The organism is Enterococcus sp. 7E2_DIV0204, assembly GCF_002140855.1.
In the GTDB taxonomy this organism is placed as follows: domain Bacteria; phylum Bacillota; class Bacilli; order Lactobacillales; family Enterococcaceae; genus Enterococcus_L; species Enterococcus_L lemimoniae.
The window spans coordinates 1,362,155-1,380,135 of the sequence record NZ_NGKY01000001.1; the positions used below are offsets into that span (position 1 = coordinate 1,362,155).

At 31.6% G+C, this 17,981-nt stretch carries 15 protein-coding genes; all 15 read left to right on the top strand.

Annotation, left to right across the window (positions count from 1 at the left end):
- Positions 1-56: 56 nt before the first annotated feature.
- The 15 genes from A5819_RS06395 (at position 57) to A5819_RS06465 (ending at position 17,886) form a co-directional block, all read left to right on the top strand.
- Complete coding sequence (locus tag A5819_RS06395; protein ID WP_086277679.1) at positions 57-500, top strand: DUF3290 domain-containing protein; 444 nt, start codon at positions 57-59, stop codon at positions 498-500.
- A 23-nt stretch (positions 501-523) separates the two neighbouring features.
- Positions 524-1,165, top strand: a complete 642-nt coding sequence (locus A5819_RS06400; RefSeq protein ID WP_086277681.1) for a DUF421 domain-containing protein — start codon at positions 524-526, stop codon at positions 1,163-1,165.
- Positions 1,166-2,098: 933 nt separating this feature from the next.
- Entirely contained in the window at positions 2,099-2,983 is an 885-nt protein-coding gene (locus A5819_RS06405; protein WP_254907226.1) for a site-specific integrase, read from the top strand.
- A gap of 242 nt (positions 2,984-3,225) precedes the next feature.
- Positions 3,226-3,852, top strand: coding sequence for a helix-turn-helix domain-containing protein (locus A5819_RS06410; protein WP_086277684.1), 627 nt, complete (start codon positions 3,226-3,228; stop codon positions 3,850-3,852).
- A 36-nt stretch (positions 3,853-3,888) separates the two neighbouring features.
- On the top strand, positions 3,889-6,519 hold the full coding sequence (locus A5819_RS06415) for a WxL domain-containing protein (RefSeq protein WP_086277686.1): 2,631 nt from the start codon (positions 3,889-3,891) through the stop codon (positions 6,517-6,519).
- Positions 6,520-6,532: 13 nt separating this feature from the next.
- The gene (locus A5819_RS06420) at positions 6,533-6,862 is read left to right on the top strand and encodes an LPXTG cell wall anchor domain-containing protein (protein ID WP_176271372.1); all 330 of its coding nucleotides are present in this window, start codon (positions 6,533-6,535) and stop codon (positions 6,860-6,862) included.
- Positions 6,859-7,662 carry a WxL domain-containing protein gene (locus A5819_RS06425; protein WP_086277690.1) on the top strand — a complete coding sequence of 268 codons (804 nt, stop codon included), beginning with the start codon at positions 6,859-6,861 and terminating at the stop codon, positions 7,660-7,662. Before A5819_RS06420 ends, A5819_RS06425 begins: the two co-directional genes overlap by 4 nt.
- Positions 7,663-7,692: 30 nt before the next feature.
- Positions 7,693-8,484, top strand: a complete 792-nt coding sequence (locus A5819_RS06430) for a WxL domain-containing protein (RefSeq protein WP_086277693.1) — start codon at positions 7,693-7,695, stop codon at positions 8,482-8,484.
- Positions 8,485-8,581: 97 nt separating this feature from the next.
- Positions 8,582-9,691: a DUF916 and DUF3324 domain-containing protein gene (locus A5819_RS06435; RefSeq protein WP_254907227.1), complete on the top strand. Its 1,110-nt coding sequence runs from the start codon at positions 8,582-8,584 to the stop codon at positions 9,689-9,691.
- 68 nt (positions 9,692-9,759) lie between these two features.
- Complete coding sequence (locus A5819_RS06440) at positions 9,760-10,383, top strand: hypothetical protein (protein ID WP_254907228.1); 624 nt, start codon at positions 9,760-9,762, stop codon at positions 10,381-10,383.
- 509 nt (positions 10,384-10,892) lie between these two features.
- A complete protein-coding gene (locus tag A5819_RS06445; RefSeq protein ID WP_086279661.1) occupies positions 10,893-13,433 on the top strand; it encodes a cation-translocating P-type ATPase in 2,541 nt (846 codons plus the stop codon).
- Positions 13,434-13,800: 367 nt separating this feature from the next.
- Complete coding sequence (locus A5819_RS06450) at positions 13,801-15,210, top strand: ABC transporter permease (protein WP_086277698.1); 1,410 nt, start codon at positions 13,801-13,803, stop codon at positions 15,208-15,210.
- 11 nt (positions 15,211-15,221) lie between these two features.
- Positions 15,222-15,863, top strand: a complete 642-nt coding sequence (locus tag A5819_RS06455; RefSeq protein WP_086277700.1) for an ABC transporter ATP-binding protein — start codon at positions 15,222-15,224, stop codon at positions 15,861-15,863.
- 33 nt (positions 15,864-15,896) lie between these two features.
- Positions 15,897-16,565, top strand: coding sequence for a response regulator transcription factor (locus tag A5819_RS06460; protein WP_086277702.1), 669 nt, complete (start codon positions 15,897-15,899; stop codon positions 16,563-16,565).
- Complete coding sequence (locus A5819_RS06465; protein ID WP_086277704.1) at positions 16,552-17,886, top strand: sensor histidine kinase KdpD; 1,335 nt, start codon at positions 16,552-16,554, stop codon at positions 17,884-17,886. The genes A5819_RS06460 and A5819_RS06465 overlap by 14 nt, the downstream gene beginning before the upstream one ends.
- Positions 17,887-17,981: the final 95 nt, after the last annotated feature.

Genomic DNA, 17,981 nt, shown 5'->3' on the forward strand with positions numbered 1-17,981 from the left:
AGCATATTATAGTACTATATATTTTTAAGACTAAATCTCTATGGGAGGTATTTTTATTGAATTTTTATGGTATAGATTATTTGGAATCGCAGTCTAACCTCAATGATTATATTAAGTATTTTTTTATTTTTGGTGCATTGATTGTAATGATTATTGCGTTTAGTTTGTATATGCGTCACCGTATTCAGACGAAATATCGAGATTTGAGTATAATCACTTTTTTACTACTATTGTTTTTACTAGGTGTTCAGTATTCAGATTATACACAAAATCAAAGTAAAAATTCACAATCATCTCAAATGGTCAATTTTGTGAAGCAGATTTCAAAAGAAAAAGGTGTGGACAAAAAAGAAATTCTTGTAAGTTCAACTCAATTAGTTGATGGAACACTCGTGAAAATCGAAAATAGCTACTATAAGACGACTTTAAGCACAGATCAAAATTCTTATGTCTTGGAAGAAGCATATTTGATGAATCCAGATATTATAATTACGAAATAAGTTAAAATAGAAAGGAAGATAGCATGCAATTATATAGTCCAATAATCATCAAACTTGGTTTAGGAATTATTTGTTTAATCATTCAGATTAATTTAATGGGAAAAGGCAATTTAGCACCTTCCTCAGCAATGGATCAAGTTCAAAATTATGTTTTAGGTGGAATTATAGGTGGGGTAATTTATAACGATTCAATCAGTGTATTACAATTTGTTTTGGTATTGATTATTTGGACGTTGCTTGTATTGACTGTCAAGTTTGCAAAAGAGCATAATCGATATGTAAAGTATGTTGTAGATGGTAGACCAATCACTTTGATCAAAGATGGGAAAGTTGATGTGAATGAATGTCTGAGGTGTGGAATTTCAGCAAATGAATTAATGTTTAAATTAAGAGCAAATGCCATTTACGAAGTTGAAAATGTTAAAAGAGCTGTCTTAGAGCAAAATGGCCAGTTGACTATGATAGAATTCGGCGACGAAAGTATTCGGTATCCAATTATTGTGGATGGTCAAGCAAACTATGATGTATTAGAATTAATCAATAAAGATATTGAATGGTTAACGGATCAAGTTCAAAATGAGGATTACAAAGGAATCAACGAAATATACCTAGGAGAGTATCTTTCAGGTAAGGTAAAATTATATGGATATGAACAGAATAAGTAATAACAAAATAAAATATAAAATCGACTATCGGTTTTATATTTTATTTTATTTTATTTGAAAGTTTACATTAACTTTACATACAGAACATATACACTTCATTTTGGTGAAGTAAACTAAAAGCCAACCTGCAAAAAAGGTAATTTTAATTATTGCTAACAAAACAAAATTATAGGCATATTATTTCTGGTTTTAAAGTCTTAAACCTATTTTTCAGCATGTTTAAAAAGTCATAAAATGAGATCAAAAAGATAAATATATAGATCGAAAATTGATAAAAATCAATATATTTCATAAAAAATATCAGCCTATAGTAATGTAGCGGTCAAAAAAAATTGCTCTACTAAGGTGAAGGATCAAACAAAGTAGTATATTGACTGAAGAAAAAAACATACAAGACAAAGACAAATAAACTTATATAAAAACAATTTTTTTGCATTATGTAAGTTTATAAAACACTCTATTTAAATGTCTTGGCACTATAAAAACCAATACATTACTTTAAATTTTTTAGTTACACGACTAATGTATACTAATATAACTGCATAATCAATATGTTTTATTAATAATAATTAATTAATGTAGGTAGGTATCAACATAATTTAATTTTTAGAGAGGGTCATCTTTAAGACAATTATATTGTATATTTTTTCAATTTATTCTCATTGTTAATTATATATTTTTTTAAGCCGTCAAAGAGAGGATAAAAATATGACAAAAAAAGGTGAAAATATATATAGAAGAAAAGATGGAAGGTGAGAGGGACGTTATAAAAAAGGGCGTAAAAATAACGGACAGCTAAAATATGGATACATTTATGGAAAAACATACACTGGAGTCAAACAAAAAGTATTTGAATACAAAGCAAAATATCAAGTTATTATTCAGTTGACAGGTGAAAATACGATGCTTTACAAAGAATAGGTCAGCATCTGGATGAATAATCATCGCATACAAATAAAAACTTCAACATATACAACATATATCTATAAGTTGAAAAAATATGTTCTTCCAATTATTGGAGATATTGAACTTCATCAACTAAGTGACAATAAAATACAAGAGGTTATCAGTATATGGATGCAACGAGGGCTTAAATCTTCCACTGTCCATGTACTTTATCAAATCCTCAAAAAGACACTTAAAGATGCGTATGAGCAACAAAAGATGATGTATAATCCATGCCAAAAAATAAGATTACCAAAAAAACAAAAAGTTTACGCAAAAGCAATAACGAAACAAGAACAAAAAAATTTAGAGAGCAGAGCCAAGAGCGTACCTTTGTATAAAGGATTACCGGTACTATTATCTTTAAATACTGGCTTACGTATTGGTGAAATTTCTGCACTTCGTTGGTCAGATATTGATTTAGAACAGCGTATAATTCACGTTAAAAATACCTTTCAACGACTGATATTGTCAAATAAAAATAGTAAAACACAGCTAATGTTGGATACATCCAAAACGGAAAGTTCGGATAGAATCATTCCAATTAGTCTCAATTTGTATAAATACTTAAAAAAATGGAAAAAAAAATCATCAAGTGAATTTGTATGTTCGAGAAAAAAAGAGCCTAGTGAACCAAGAATGATTACGTATTACTTCCATCAAATTCGGAATAGCTGTGGACTGATGAACACGCATTTTCATCAATTGAGACATACTTTTGCAACACGCTGTATTGAATCAAATGGCGATATTGCATCTGTCAGTAAATTATTAGGTCATACATCAATAAAAACAACATTGGACATCTATACTGATTCACTATTTGAAACTCAGCAACAAGTTATTCAAAAGATGGAGGAATGTAAAAGATAATTAAAACTTTTAAGAATATTAGTAATGTAAAAATGAACAAAACATAAACATAGACCTTATAGTTTTTAAACTCTCTTTTTTATATGATTATTCAAGCATCTATTAACTAAAAATAGAATCTGTTTATTTTTTAGCTGTCAATTTATCGTCAATTAACGTTTTGAAAATGCGACTGCAATTAACAAAAGAGAGACATAACTTGATTTATATAATACTAAGTAAAAAGTAAAGCAGGTGTACTTATGAAAATAGGAACAGTCAACAACAACGATATTAAAGAATTATTTGGAGACATAGATACAAGTGTATTTTCGATTAAGAAATTATTGAACAAATCAGAGTTAGATAATACATACGATATTATTATTATTTCTATCCACACAGATGAAGATATTCTATTTGCAATTGATTGGTTGGTAGCTATGAATTCATACAAATCCATATTTTCGATAATTACGATTTCTGAAGGTCTGACAGAGTCTACATCCATTCTTTTAAAGATTGGTGCTAATCAAGTAATTAAAAAATTAGATACATATCAATTGATGCTTAAGAATCTACTAGATACTTTAGAAAACATAGAAAAAAATTTAAATAATGAAGAGAATATCAACAAAGATAATAGGTCAATAACTATAAATGGTCACGTGCGATATCTAACGAAAACTGAATATAAAATATTCAATTTTTTATATGAAAATAAAGTAGTTAGTTATGAATGGATGAGCAATGAGATATGGCCAGATAGAGTAAAAAATAATAAAGCTTTGATAGCTAATTCCGTTTTTCATTTAAGAGAAAAACTTAAAGGGAGTGATTATTATAACATAAAAACTATAAGGAGTAAGGGTTATATGCTAACAGAGTAATTAAATAACCGATTTTAAACATAGGGGGAGTGATATATGAAAAAAAAAATAGTAAGAATAGTCTTAATAATGGCAACAATTTTTACATGTAATTTAGTTAGATCCAACAATAAAATTTCTGCAAAAGAATCAGATATTGCTCAAGAAACAATTAATTATCCTGTTTCAATTCAATATGAAGAAATTACATCTTTACCAGCAGTCAAAGAAAATTTTGGTTTGGCGGGTACAGCAAGTTGGTACAATAGCTGGGCTTGGTTAACACCAAATAATGCAAAAGCGAACGTTGGTAGTCTGTATTTGAAAAATAAAATACAATTAGATACAGATTTTACTATTGAAGGTAAGTTAGCTATAACTCTAAAATCTGCGGGCTCCAATGGTGACGGGATTGGAATTGGATTCCATACGGGAGCAGTAGATCAAATCGGAGGTAGTGGTGGAGGCTTAGGAATAACTGGACTGCCTAATGCATTATCATTCGTTTTAGATACCTATCAAAATAAAGGGGAACCTGTTGCGCCATATTTTGGTATTTGGACAACTAATGAAAAAGGAATTGTTACTGTAAATCAAACTTATGCTTCTGCTATACCTGCATCTGGTTATCAAGAAGTTAGTTACTCTTTTTCATATGATTCTTCTCAACGGGTTATAACATTCCAAATATTTGTGAACGGTAAACCTGTGTTTAATACAAATGGTATTTCTGGTTATCAACTACCTGTTCCCAGTACAAATAACGAATATGCTTTTGTGATTACAGGTGCAACTGGAGGAAACTACAATAATCAGTATGCCAGTGTTAGTAGCGCTAAAGTTCCAATATTAGTTACAAATAGACCTAAAGTAACTTTTGAGGAAATAAATAACTCTAATATCAAATTGACATTAACGGATGAAAACAATATAAATTATCCTGAGAACTCAATAATTAATGTAAATAGCAAATCATATATTGTGGATAGTTCTTCTAGTATATCAATTCCTTCGGCCGATTTAAGTGATCTTACTGCACCGCTGACGATATCGGCTAGTTCTTATAAAGAAAAAGACGGAAAAATAAGTAAAGCTAAAGTTTCAGAAACTATTCAGTATAAGTTAAATGATATTAGTCTCGAGATAACAAGTGTAGCCTCAGATGATATAAACTCTGAATCATCGACAACAATAACTGGTATAACCGATCCGAATGCTTATATAAGAATTACCGATACACCAGTATTGGAAACTATTGAACCGACTATTACAAGCACTGATAATATCATAATAAGCCCAGTACCTAATAACACTAATCATGAATTTTCAGATAATTTTACTATACAGGCAAATGAATTAGGTGAATTTTCATACAAAGTTATAGATGATAAGCACTTTACTGCAGGTTCTACTTTAAAAATTTATTCATTTCTAGCTGGTAAGAATACAACGAAAACACAAATTGTTCTGGATAAGACACCACCTAAAGGCGAATCAGTTGATTATCAAGTGCGCTTAAATGATCCGACTCCACCCCCAAATCAATTTGTGAAAAATCCAACAGATACAAATCCTCTTCCCCAAAATTTTTCTTATACTTTTAATGCAGAAACACCACAATCGGTTGTAGATAATTATATGAGTCAAGTTGGAGAACATCTGATTAAAGTAGATTTAAGCGATGATGCTGGGAATAAAACAACTATTACTTCGAAATTAATTGTTAATGAAGTTTCAGAAACTATTATTGGTGATGATTTTGAAGTATCGTACGCAGATATTCGTAATCTCACCGAAGAACAATTAAAACAATATATTTTAACACATAGTGAACCATCAGCGTATAAGCTTGAAAATGGGACAAAAGTCGATTTGAGTTCATTTATAACGGTTACTGATTTTGGAGGTTTAAATGATGCAGAAGAACTTCAGGCAAAATCTTATCTAATAACTTTAACAGTTAAATCATCAGATTCAGGACTAACGAATGATTTATCCACCACAATAAAGGTGACAGTGATAGATGTAGAGGCATTATTAAAAGTTGAATTTGTAAATGAAGCAAATCAAATACTGTCTGAATATACCACCACTCTAAACACACAAGTAGGTAATACTATAGATTTAACGCAAAATATATCGATTATCAATCAATTAACTAGTATAGAAAAAGCTGGTTATGATATTGTAAAACGTCCAATAAATGAGAATGAGGTTAAAATTAATAGTACGCTAGTTACAGTTCAATACAATATACAAGGTATTTTAAGTTTAACTTCGGTACCAAGCACTTTTAATTTTGGAACTTTGACATATGATGCTACAACTAAACGATTAGAAAACCCATCATTGGATGAACAATTGATTGTAACAGATACTCGTGCTGATGCAACTAATGGATGGCGCCTGACTGCGTCATTGAGTACACCGATGCAAAATACTGACGGACGTGAGTTAATTGACGCATTACGGTATGTGAATCAAGGAAAAGAGACAGTGTTGAATGAAGCAGAGCAAATCATTTACGCTAATACGAAAGGTACAACTGGAAGTTATACTGTCAGCAATGATTGGGGAACAACAGCAAATACGGACGGGATTAAGCTCCAAATCAACTCATCCGATATGGTATATACAGGAGAATATGTTGGTGTCATTACATGGAAAGTCATGGCGGGACAACCGTAAAGGAGAGAGGATAATGAAACAATTAAAGTGGATCTTGATTGGTTCCTCGCTTGTTTTATGGCTAGGAATAGTACAAACAAAATTCGTTGTCAGCGCAACTGAAAATGGCATCGGTGGTCAGGTCAATACAACAGGTAAAATTTCATTTTATGAAGAATCAGGGGAATCAAGCAGTACGGAATTTAGAGAATCAAATGCCGAAACACCGATAAAACCATTAAGAAAAGGTTTACCAAGTACTGGGGAGCAGGTTCGAATGTATAGTTATATTGGATGTTTAGTGCTGTTCATAGTTCTTCTCATACTCTTTTTACGGAAGCGTAGAAAGGAGGAAAAGAAATGAGAAGAGGATACCTATTTCTACTTACAACTATTGGCATTATGATTCTTAGTCATGCATGGGGATTATCCGCTTTCGCAAGTCCACAGAACTTAAATCAGTCTGGTGTGGTTACTGTTGAAAAAAGTCCTGTGACCAACTTGATTGATCCAGAAAATCCAGAAAAGATTGTTAATCCTGGAGAAGGTCCATCTACAAATGGAGCATTACGAATTGATTACGTTTCAACTTTGGATTTTGGGAGTAAAAAAATCAGTAAAGGTACACGGCAATATGCTGTGCTAGCGCAACAATTTTTTGGAGAAACAGGTCCTAGGGGTAGCTATATCCAAATAACGAACCAAAATACAGATAATTCTGGATGGACACTGCAAGTAAAACAGGAGATGCAGTTCAAGAATTTGAATATTAACAATAAAAAAGAACAGGAACTAAATGGTGCATTCCTGTCATTAGATAATGGCTGGGCAAACTCTATTGGAACAAGTAAAGCTCCTAATGTGACACGAGAGACGATTGCGTTAAATGCTATCGGTTCAGCGTATGAAGTGGCAACTGCAAAATCAAATAGTGGTAAAGGTGTTTGGACTATTGCTTTTGGAGCATCGAAAAATAACAAAAACAATCAAAAAAATACTCTGAACCCTGTGTTGGATGCATCAGCTAATCCAGTAATAGATGACACATATAAAAAACATGTTTATAGTAATTCAGCGATTACTTTAAATGTACCAGAGACTACTGTAATACATCCAGTAGCATATAAAACGGAGATAACTTGGATATTAGCCAAGTTGCCTTAATAGATAACAATCAATTAGGAGGAAAACAATATGAAAGCAAGAAGTATTTGTGCAATGACATTAGCAACGATTTTAGGAGGAGCAATTTTAGGTTCAACAAATGTAGCTTATGCAGCACCAACGGAATTAAACTCAACAGGAAAAGTAATTGTTGAAGAAGGGAAATCTGGTGGTGATGATCAAAAAACAATCGATCCAGAAAAACCAGATAATGAATTACCATTACCAGATCCGACCTCTCCAGATGAGAACACAAATCCTGATACGGGTTCACTAGTCATTGAGAAAACTACTAATCTAGATTTTGGAACAATCAAAACATCAGCGAATGATGTAACAAGCTTAGCAAAACCAATGAGCTTTGAAAGTGGTGCTAAAACAAGAGGAGCATATGTGCAATGGTCTGACGTACGAGCTGGAGGTACTTATGGCTACACAATAACTGCTCAAATGACAAGTCAATTTAAAGATACTACAGGAACAAATGTATTAACAGGCTCAACAATTGATTTTACCAATGGAATTATTGAAACATCAAGTAGTAATACAAATACAGCACCATCAAGTGTTCAAACTGGCTTCCAGTTGACTGAAGCAGCAAACGATGCTAAGACAATCGTGACGGCAAGTAAAGATAAAAAAGAAGGAAAAGGTCGTTATATAATGGAATTTGGACAAAGTAAAGATTCAACATTAGGCGTGGCAGGTACAGATGCAAATTCAGTTAAATTAACAGTACCCGCTACAACAGCATCAAATATGGCAGCAACAAATTACACAGCAACTGTAACATGGAAAATTACAGCAGCCCCAACGGTATAACAAAATTTATTATTACAAGATAGTCATTCTATCAGTACAGGGCAACAAGTCATACTTGTTGTCCTGAATACATAGAAATAAAAAAAAGAGGTTAGTTATGATAATAAAAATGATTTTTATAAAAAAAAGAGTAAAAGGTTTATTTATTATGTTAAGTATCTTTAGTTCCTTTTTGTTGACAGTACCTGTTAATGCTAATGAAGAAAAAACAGCAGGAATGGCAGGTTTTACGTACAGTATCAAATTTCCTGATAATCAGATAGACAAAGAATTGGGCTATTATCATTTAAAAATGAATCCAGGAGAGCAGCAAAATTTAGACATAGCTTTGAGCAATCCAAGTAGTGAAAAAGTAACAGTTGATGTGAAAATAAATGGAGCAAAAACAAATCAAAATGGCGTGATTGAATATGGGGAGTCCTCAATTAAAAATGACTCTTCGTTAAAATTTAATTTTACTGATGTGGTTAAAGCACCACAGTCGGTAGAATTAGCACCGGGCGAAACAAAAAACTTAGAGCTAAAAGTAAATATGCCTGAAACAGAATATGATGGAATCATAGCTGGAGGAATTCAACTGATGCGTGCTGGACAAGCTGAAGATGATCCAAATAATGGCGGGGGTTCTAAAATTATTAATCAATATGCGTATGTTGTTGCATTAGTATTGCAAGAAACCGATACTATTATAATTCCCGATTTGTCTTTGAATAGTATTAAAGCTGGACAAAGTAATTATCGTAATACCATCTTTATCAATTATTCTAATATCAAGGCAGCTTATTTGAATGATATGACAACGGAAGTACAGATTACAAAAAAAGGAAAAAGTACTGTACTATATGAGCGGAAGCAAACGGCAATGCGAATGGCACCTAATTCATTTATTGATTTTCCCATCAGTATGAATGGTGAACGAATGGAAAAAGGGGACTATGTAGCTGATATTTTAGTTACTTCTGGGAATCAAAAGTGGGCATGGAAAGAAGAATTTAAAATAACAGATGAGGATGCGAATAAATTCAATGAAAGAGATGTAGGCTTAGTACAAGAAAAAGGAATAAATTGGAATATAATTATATTGCTTGTTACAGGGTTACTATTGACCATCTTTATTGTTTTTTTACTTTTACGATATATCAGGAAAGACAAAGAGGCTAAAAAAATAGGTACAAGAAAAACAAAGAAAAATAAAGTGAAAAAATGAATGCTTTATAGGAGCTGGATTAAATGCTTAGTACAGATTGGATTCTTATCATTTGGGTAGCGTTGACAATGGTGTTATTTTTAGAATCACTATATTTTTTGTTACAATTCATACATGTAACATATCAAGTAAAAAAATTACCATCCAACAGGATAAAGAATAAGAAAAAAAAGAGAATGATTGCACGCAAACGTCAGCAGTTTTTAAAAAAGAAAAAAGTCAATATTCGATATAGTACAATTTTTTTGATATTAGCTATTATGTTTGGAGGAATGTCGGGGTATTTTTTTTATTACCAAGCAATGACTCTAACGAAAGATGATTCAGATTCTGTAGCTAAAGCATACTATCTTTTACGAGATTTTGAGAAAGAAATTATTCATGCGAAAGAAAAAAAAGAGGTAGAGGAAAAGGTTCAAAAAAATATTCGGTATTTAGCGACAGCTATGGCAAGCTATGGTTCTAAAAAGGCAAGTAAAAATAATTCTCGCGAAGGACAAATCATATTAAATCGCTATTACAATGCTATTAAGCAAGTAGGGATGAATGCAAGTACGCAAACAAATAATTTCTACGGAAATACTAGTATCGTGGATGATTTTTTAATGGACGTAAAGAAAATACAGAGATACGAAAAATCGACGTTTACGTATTACAAAGTAGATAAATCCGCCTTTTTAAAAGAGAACTAGGTCTGTTATAAAATGCTTAAGCTAGTGATTATTAAGTAGCTAGTAAAAGAGTTTAGAATCTTTTTTCTAACAATGATCTCCCATTTTGAAGACTTTGACAATTTTATATTGATAATATCTTTTCTTTTAATCGTTATAATGAAATAACATAATCGATTCATTCATTTAATTTTTGATGGCAGTAATTTGTTAATTATAAACGTTAACCTGTGAAACATTGATCTAGGCAATTTTAACAATTATATGATATTCAAAAGGATACTTCCTAATAAAAAGTGTATAAAAATCAGAACGCATTTCAAGTAGTGATACTTCGCGATGAGTACAAGTCAAGCTAATTTGATTTTTAGGAAGATAAAAATAAGTTTTAGGGGAACCTATATAGCTTTTTTTCGTTTTTACTAAACAATAAAAGTTGACTAAGAAATGAGAACTAACACTCGTATTGATAAAAAAAACAATATATGATTAGCAAATATTATTTTTTATCAAAAAAAGGCGGGGTTGTTATGAATAACATTAATTGGAACGGGTTAAAAAATGCTGATGTACAAGAAAGACTGCAGAAGTTTGGAAAGAATCGTTTAGAACAAAAGAAGAAAGAGTCATTTCTCTTAAAGATAGTGCACATTATTATGGAACCCATGTTTCTTTTACTTGTAATAGCAGCTTTGATTTACTTCTTTCTAGGGGAACCACAAGATGGGTTTATTATGTTGGTTTTTGTAGTGGTCATTATTGCAATTGAAGTTATTCAAGAATGGAAAACAGATCAGACTTTGAATGCACTTAAAGATTTGTCTGCTCCTAAAATAAAAGTAATTCGAGACGGACAAACATTAAACATTTTGAGTGAAGATTTAGTTCCTGATGACTTAATGTTAATTGAAGAAGGGGTCAAGATACCAGCAGATGGTTTTATTATAAAAGCAAATGACCTTCGTGTGAATGAATCTTCTTTGACAGGTGAAGCGGAAGCAGTGTGGAAAAAAATATCAGAATCAAAAGAGAAAACAATTGTAGACTATTGGCGGAAAGATTATGTTTATACAGGAACTCTTGTTATAACTGGTAGTGCTACAATTTTAGTAGATAAAATCGGAACTAAAACAGAATATGGAAAAATCGGAAATCATCTGGCAAAAATAGAAAAGAACAAGACTCTCTTAGATAAGCAAATAGAAAAACTAGTTAAAGTATGCGCGATTATAGCTTTTGTTTTATTATTACTCGTAGCAGTGGTTACATTTTTTAATGCTACGAATTTGAAGGTTGTCGATCGCATAATTCAAAGCATCTTAGCAGGAATTACCATTGCAATGGCGATGATACCTGAAGAATTCCCAGTTGTGCTGACAGTGTTTCTTTCAATAGGAGCGTGGCGACTAGCCAAAAAGAAGTCATTGATTCGTAATCTGGCAGCTATTGAAACAATGGGTGCTGTTTCCGTTCTGGCAGTGGACAAAACCGGAACTATTACAGAAAATAAAATGACGGTCACAGAAACAGCTATTACTGAAAATGAAGATCGCTTTGTACAAATTGTAGGGTTAGCTTGTGAAACAGATCCTTATGATCCAATGGAAGTTGCTATTTTAGAATATGCGAATAGGAAAGGGTGGTCAAGAGATCGCTTATTTTCTGCAACGCTAATCACCGAGTATCCGTTCACAGATGAGTTGAAAATGATGGGACATGTTTGGAAAACGGACTCTCAAATCATGATTGCGGTAAAAGGCTCTCCAGAAAGTGTTCTTAATAGATCCAATTTGTCGGAGGCAGAAAAGCAAGCAATCTTAAAGCAAATCGAAATTTTTGCTCAAAAGGGATTGCGTGTTTTAGCTGTAGGGGAACAAGCTGTTTCTTCTGAAACTGAAATCCCGCAAAGAATTGACGCGTGTTCGTTACAATTTTTGGGTTTAATAGGATTAACTGATCCACCTCGAGATGGGATTAAAGAGAATATCTTACTTTGTCAAAACGCAGGAATTAATGTAATCATGATTACAGGTGATAATGGCGTAACTGCAAGAGCAATTGCAACACAAGTAGGAATATTTAATACGGATCATACTATAACAGGAGCACAGATCGATGAGTGGTCTGAGGATGAACTAGTAAAGAAAGTCAAGCAAACAACTATTTTTTCTAGAGTCACGCCGGAACATAAAATGAAGATCGTTCAAGCGTTCAAGCAAAATGGTGAAGTAGTGGCTATGACAGGAGATGGCGTTAATGATGCACCTGCTTTAAAGTATGCAGATATTGGTATTGCTATGGGGGAAAGAGGTTCAGAGGTTTCTCGAGAGGCAGCTGATTTAATTTTGATGGATGACGATTTTTCAACAATTGTAGACACTATTAAAGATGGTCGAAGAATTTACGATAATATAAGAAAGGCAATCGGATATATTTTCGTGATTCATATTCCAATTGCTTTGACCGCATTGATGGGTCCCTTATTAGGAATACCACAAGCCGCTTTATTCTTACTCCCAACACATATTGTTCTTTTAGAACTTGTGATTGATCCTACTTGTTCTGTCGTATTAGAAAGGCAACCAAGTGAACCAAACAGTATGACTCGTCCGCCAAGAAATCCAAATGAGACCATTCTATCAACAGGACTACTGGTTAAAAGTTTTATACAGGGAATTATGATCTTTTTGGCTTCATTTGGAAGTTATTACATGACGCTCCTAAAAGATCCAGTGAATGATGAATTAGCAAGAACCATGGGACTAACTGTTCTGATCACTGCGAACATTTTTTTAGTACAAGTAAATAGTTCTAATCATTTGTTAGGAATACAAACTTTCTTAAAATTGTTTTGGGACAAAGTGATTTGGACCATCTTAGGTGGGACTTTGATCATATTGATTGCTTTGATCTATTCACCCATCAGCGGATTGTTAGATTTGGCAGCATTAAGTTTAAATCAATTTCTGCTTTGTGTTTTTTTAGGAATGGTATCGGTCTACTGGTTTGATGTAGTAAAAATCATTAAAAATAGAAAAGAAAATGTGGTACTTCACAAAGAGAGTAAGTAGCCATTAGTTAGTGAACTATTTATATAGCAGAAGTTAGAAAATGGATTATAGCTAATAAGCTATTTTTTATCTTTAAGAAATACGTCGTAAGTAGCTTAATAATTAAATCTTACGACTATTACAGACAGAGATATGTTGACGCATATCTCTGTTTTAATTAAGTAATGAAGTTAGAAATGATAAAAAAACTAAAAGTATGTTCAATTAAAGAAGACTTTTGGAGTTATTAGTGTCAAATACTCAGTAAAAAACTTTGTATCACCTAATAAGCAGCAATGGAAGTCTTCATGAGAGCTTTACAATAGAAATACATGCAATACATCATGATAGTGTACACTAGGTTCAAATCATCAAGGAGGTAATTTTTTTGAGTATTTTTAAAAGAATTGTTCAAAGTATTATCAATCTAAAAAAAAGAACTATAATCCTAAGCATATTATTTATTGTTGTTTCAGTCTTTTTAATTTCAGGAGCTGCTATTCAAAATTCATTGAAGAAAGTAATGAATGAAACAAAAAACCAAGTAAATCCAATTATTTCGGTGGAACTTGATTTGGATGCTCTAATGAAAGAAATGTACGGTGGAGAATCAAGTAATAATAAACAAAATATTGATGAGAAATTAGTAGAAAAAATTAGTAATTCTCCTTATGTCAAAGATTTTTCGGTTTATAGTGATGCAGCAGTAAGTACACAATTTTCAAGTGCTGAAACCACGAATGTACCAGATCAAGCGCCAAAAGGATATACAACACCAACAAATGACTTATCGATTTTCGACAGTACGAATCCTGATTTAGCTAAGACTGAGATAAAAGTTGTCGAGGGGAAATTACCCGATGATTCTGATTTAGAAAATCCAATAATGGTATCAGAAAAGTATGCAAAAGAATATCATCTTAATGTTGGGGATTCATTGAAGTTAGATTTAAATTCAGGATTTCAGGAAGAAAAAATGAAAAAAGAAATGAACGCAAAAATTTCAGGAATTTATACATTAACAGAAGATAACGATCCTGTTTATTTAAAAAAAGAAAAAGAAACCTTTTATTCTACACGAAAAGTATTGGATGATGTTAAAAAAATTCAAACTCAAGATGAAGAAATTAACTCACCAATCATGAATTATGAAAAAGTAAAAGTTGAACTAAAAAATCCAATGGATACAGATAAATTTATTTCAGAAATCAAATCGGTTGGTGGTGATTTTTCATCTATTAAATTTAATAGCACTTATGAGCAATATAAAACAATCAGTAACATGATAGATAAAATCATGAATATTTTTTCTGTTTTGCAACTGGTTATTTTTGCAGTAGCTGCAGTAATCGTCTCATTGATCATGTTACTGTCACTACGTGAAAGAAAGTATGAAATAGGACTACTTTTAGCTTTAGGTGAAACGAAGTTTAAAATACTGCTACAAATGTTTTTAGAAGTTATGACAGTGTTAGCCATTAGTTTTATGATTGGATTTGGTATTTCCAATTTCATTGTGAATCCAATTGCAACTGAAACAATCAATCAAGAAATGCAACAAGCAATTTCAGATAACAAACAAGAGCCAATGGTTCAGCGAGGACCAAATTATGTCGAAGATACAAGTGTGAAATTAGGCACAGAAATTCAAATTCAAAAGCAAGATAAGGTTCAAAATATGAGGGTAGCAGGATTTATTTTCCTGATACTGTTAGTAATCATTCTATGCTCAACAACAATTCCAACAATGAGCATTCTAAAGAAAAGTCCAAAATCAATTTTATCTAGTACAGAATAGGGAGGAACAGCATGCTTGAAGTCAAAAAATTATCTTATCGTTATAATGATCAAACCATATTAAAAGATATCAATTATTCATTTGAAAAAGGAAAAATATATTCAATTGTCGGGGTCTCTGGTGTTGGAAAATCAACATTTCTTTCTTTGATATCGGGATTAGAATTTCTCCAAGTAGGACAAATTTGTTACAATCAAAAAGAAGTAAGTAATTACGTAAAATATAGAAAGTCAATCAGTTATATTTTTCAATCCTTTAACTTAGTACCATATTTATCAGCAATTGATAATATCAAGTTAGGTTTAGCAATCCATCAGAAAAAAGACAGAAGTGTTTTTCCTTTCATTCAAACGATTCTAAATCAGTTAGGTATTAAGGGAGAAAATCAAACCAAGAAAAGTGCCCAATTATCCGGTGGTCAGCAACAAAGAGTGTCGATTGCCAGAGCGGTTGCTTTAGATACTGACTTAATTATCGCCGATGAACCGACAGGAAATCTAGACAGAGGAAATGCTAAAGAAGTGATGAATCTATTTAAACAATTAAAGGGAAAGGGAAAATGTCTTATTATTGTGACACATGATCCTATAGTAGAGCAACAATCTGATGTAGTATTGACTATTAAAGAAGGTCAATTAGTTAAATTAAATTAAATAATTTGTTATTCTTTAATAGAGGTGAGGGCTATGAAAGCAACAATTTTATTAATAGAAGATACAGATGAAATCAGAAATGGGTTAGATTTGAGTTTAAGAAAAGAAAATTATAACGTATATGCTTTTCCAAATGCAGAAGCAGCATTAGATTCTTTTGAATCAAATCATTACGATTTAATTTTACTCGATTTAATGTTGCCTAAAATGAATGGAGAAGAGTTTTTAGATAGAATAAGAGAGTATCAAATTCCTATAATTATCATCAGCGCATTAAATGATGAATTTACGCAAATCAATCTTTATCATCGAAAGATTGATGACTATGTTGTGAAACCATTCTCTGTAAATATATTATTATTAAAAATTGATGCTTTATTAAGACGTATCGAAACAAATACTCAAAACTCGTCTAAAAAAATACTTTATAAAAATATTATGATTGAAATAGGAAATTATATTGTTGAGAAAAATGGTGAGAAAGTTACGTTAACTGCAAAGGAATTCGAAATTCTTCAAGCAATGTTGCTCAATCAGGGCAAAGTTTTTTCTAGAGATGAATTTTTAACGGCACTTTGGGGATATGATTATTATGTTGACTCAAGAACAATTGATGTTCACATAAAAAATCTACGTAATAAATTGGGAAAAAATTTGATAAATACTCTCAAAGGAGTGGGTTATCGAATTGAAAAAGAATAAGGCCCTCCAGTTGTCAACAAAAGTCGTTATTGTTTTGTTTTCCATAATCATGTCTCTTATCGTATTTTTTATAGTGATTGGTGTGATTACTTTAAACTTAGGGAAACAAATAGAAAAAAAGCAACAAGATATATTCGATGGAACAACTACTCAAATACGCAAAATTATTGAAAAAAATCGAGATTATAGCTATTTAAGGCCTTTTGTAGTCAATGGCTATCGAATAATTATTACAAACGAACATGGCAAAACTATTTATCCTCGAGATGATTCAGAATCTTTCAATCAAGAGTTGGATGTGTTATTAGTACCAATGAGTGGGATTGTTACAAATTTCAAGGTAAACGAGCTAAATGTCTATATCAGTTATCCTATTCAACTAACACCACCCGATATCAGCAAAATTATATTGAGCTCAATTCCTTATGTTTTATTTTTGGCGTCTTTTAGCATTGCTATCATTATTACCATCTACGTTTTTTTATATAAGCGTGAAAGAAAAAAACTAGATGTCTTATTTGACCTTACAAAACAAAATGTAACGAATGATGAAATAGCTAATCTGAATTTAAAGCTGAGGTTAGAGGAATATGCAGAAATCGAATCACAAATAAAAGAGCTTTATTCAGAATTAAAACATGTGCAAAGTAAGCTGGAGAAAGAAGTTCAACTCGTAAAAAAACTGGAATCCAATAACTCAGCGTTACTAAAAGGAATGACACATGAAATGAAAACTCCTCTTATGTCGACGAAATTATTGATTAACCAGTTAGAGAGTTTAAATAAAACGAAGGCCAGTCGTGATATTTTGATAGAGCTGAATAATCAGACCAATAGTTTAGACCAACTAATTAGAGAAATACTATTTATCAGTCAAAAAAGTAACCTAAATTCACAATCAGAACAGTCTTCGATAAATATTATAGATGAGGTTGTTCAAAACTATGAAATACTGATAGAAGATAAAAAAATAACGATCTGTCGTGAGTTTAAGAATGATTTCTTTATGGAATTAGATACAAAAATCATTGAAAAAGTTTTTTCTAATTTAATAAGTAATGCAATAAATTACACGTTAGAAGGTAGCATAATATTTATAGAAGTCAATGGAGATAGTTTAACGATTAAAAATAGAATATCAGAGAACTATATAGTTGATGTGGAATTGATTGGTCAACCTTTTGCAACGTTTGATTCGACAAGTGGTACAGGTTTAGGAATTTATCTAGTTGAAAGGATGCTTGCTAATTCAGCATATATTTTGACAATCGAAGTTCAAGAAAATATGTGGTTTGTCGCAAAAATAAGTAAAGCAGAATGATGATTATTTTAGAAAAAAACATTAGGAGTGAGATAGAAAGATATTTTTATGGTTGATGTTTAAAAATTGAAAGATAAGATATATATGGTATGGGT

Bases quoted from the DNA above. Each gene is read 5' to 3' on its own strand.
- A5819_RS06405 (WP_254907226.1), top strand. From the start codon at position 2,099: ATGAATAATCATCGCATACAAATAAAAACTTCAACATATACAACATAT.
- A5819_RS06425 (WP_086277690.1), top strand. From the start codon at position 6,859: ATGAGAAGAGGATACCTATTTCTACTTACAACTATTGGCATTATGATT.
- A5819_RS06445 (WP_086279661.1), top strand. From the start codon at position 10,893: ATGAATAACATTAATTGGAACGGGTTAAAAAATGCTGATGTACAAGAA.
- A5819_RS06455 (WP_086277700.1), top strand. From the start codon at position 15,222: ATGCTTGAAGTCAAAAAATTATCTTATCGTTATAATGATCAAACCATA.
- A5819_RS06430 (WP_086277693.1), top strand. From the start codon at position 7,693: ATGAAAGCAAGAAGTATTTGTGCAATGACATTAGCAACGATTTTAGGA.
- A5819_RS06440 (WP_254907228.1), top strand. From the start codon at position 9,760: ATGGTGTTATTTTTAGAATCACTATATTTTTTGTTACAATTCATACAT.
- A5819_RS06415 (WP_086277686.1), top strand. From the start codon at position 3,889: ATGAAAAAAAAAATAGTAAGAATAGTCTTAATAATGGCAACAATTTTT.
- A5819_RS06410 (WP_086277684.1), top strand. From the start codon at position 3,226: ATGAAAATAGGAACAGTCAACAACAACGATATTAAAGAATTATTTGGA.
- A5819_RS06435 (WP_254907227.1), top strand. From the start codon at position 8,582: ATGATAATAAAAATGATTTTTATAAAAAAAAGAGTAAAAGGTTTATTT.
- A5819_RS06400 (WP_086277681.1), top strand. From the start codon at position 524: ATGCAATTATATAGTCCAATAATCATCAAACTTGGTTTAGGAATTATT.
- A5819_RS06460 (WP_086277702.1), top strand. From the start codon at position 15,897: ATGAAAGCAACAATTTTATTAATAGAAGATACAGATGAAATCAGAAAT.
- A5819_RS06420 (WP_176271372.1), top strand. From the start codon at position 6,533: ATGAAACAATTAAAGTGGATCTTGATTGGTTCCTCGCTTGTTTTATGG.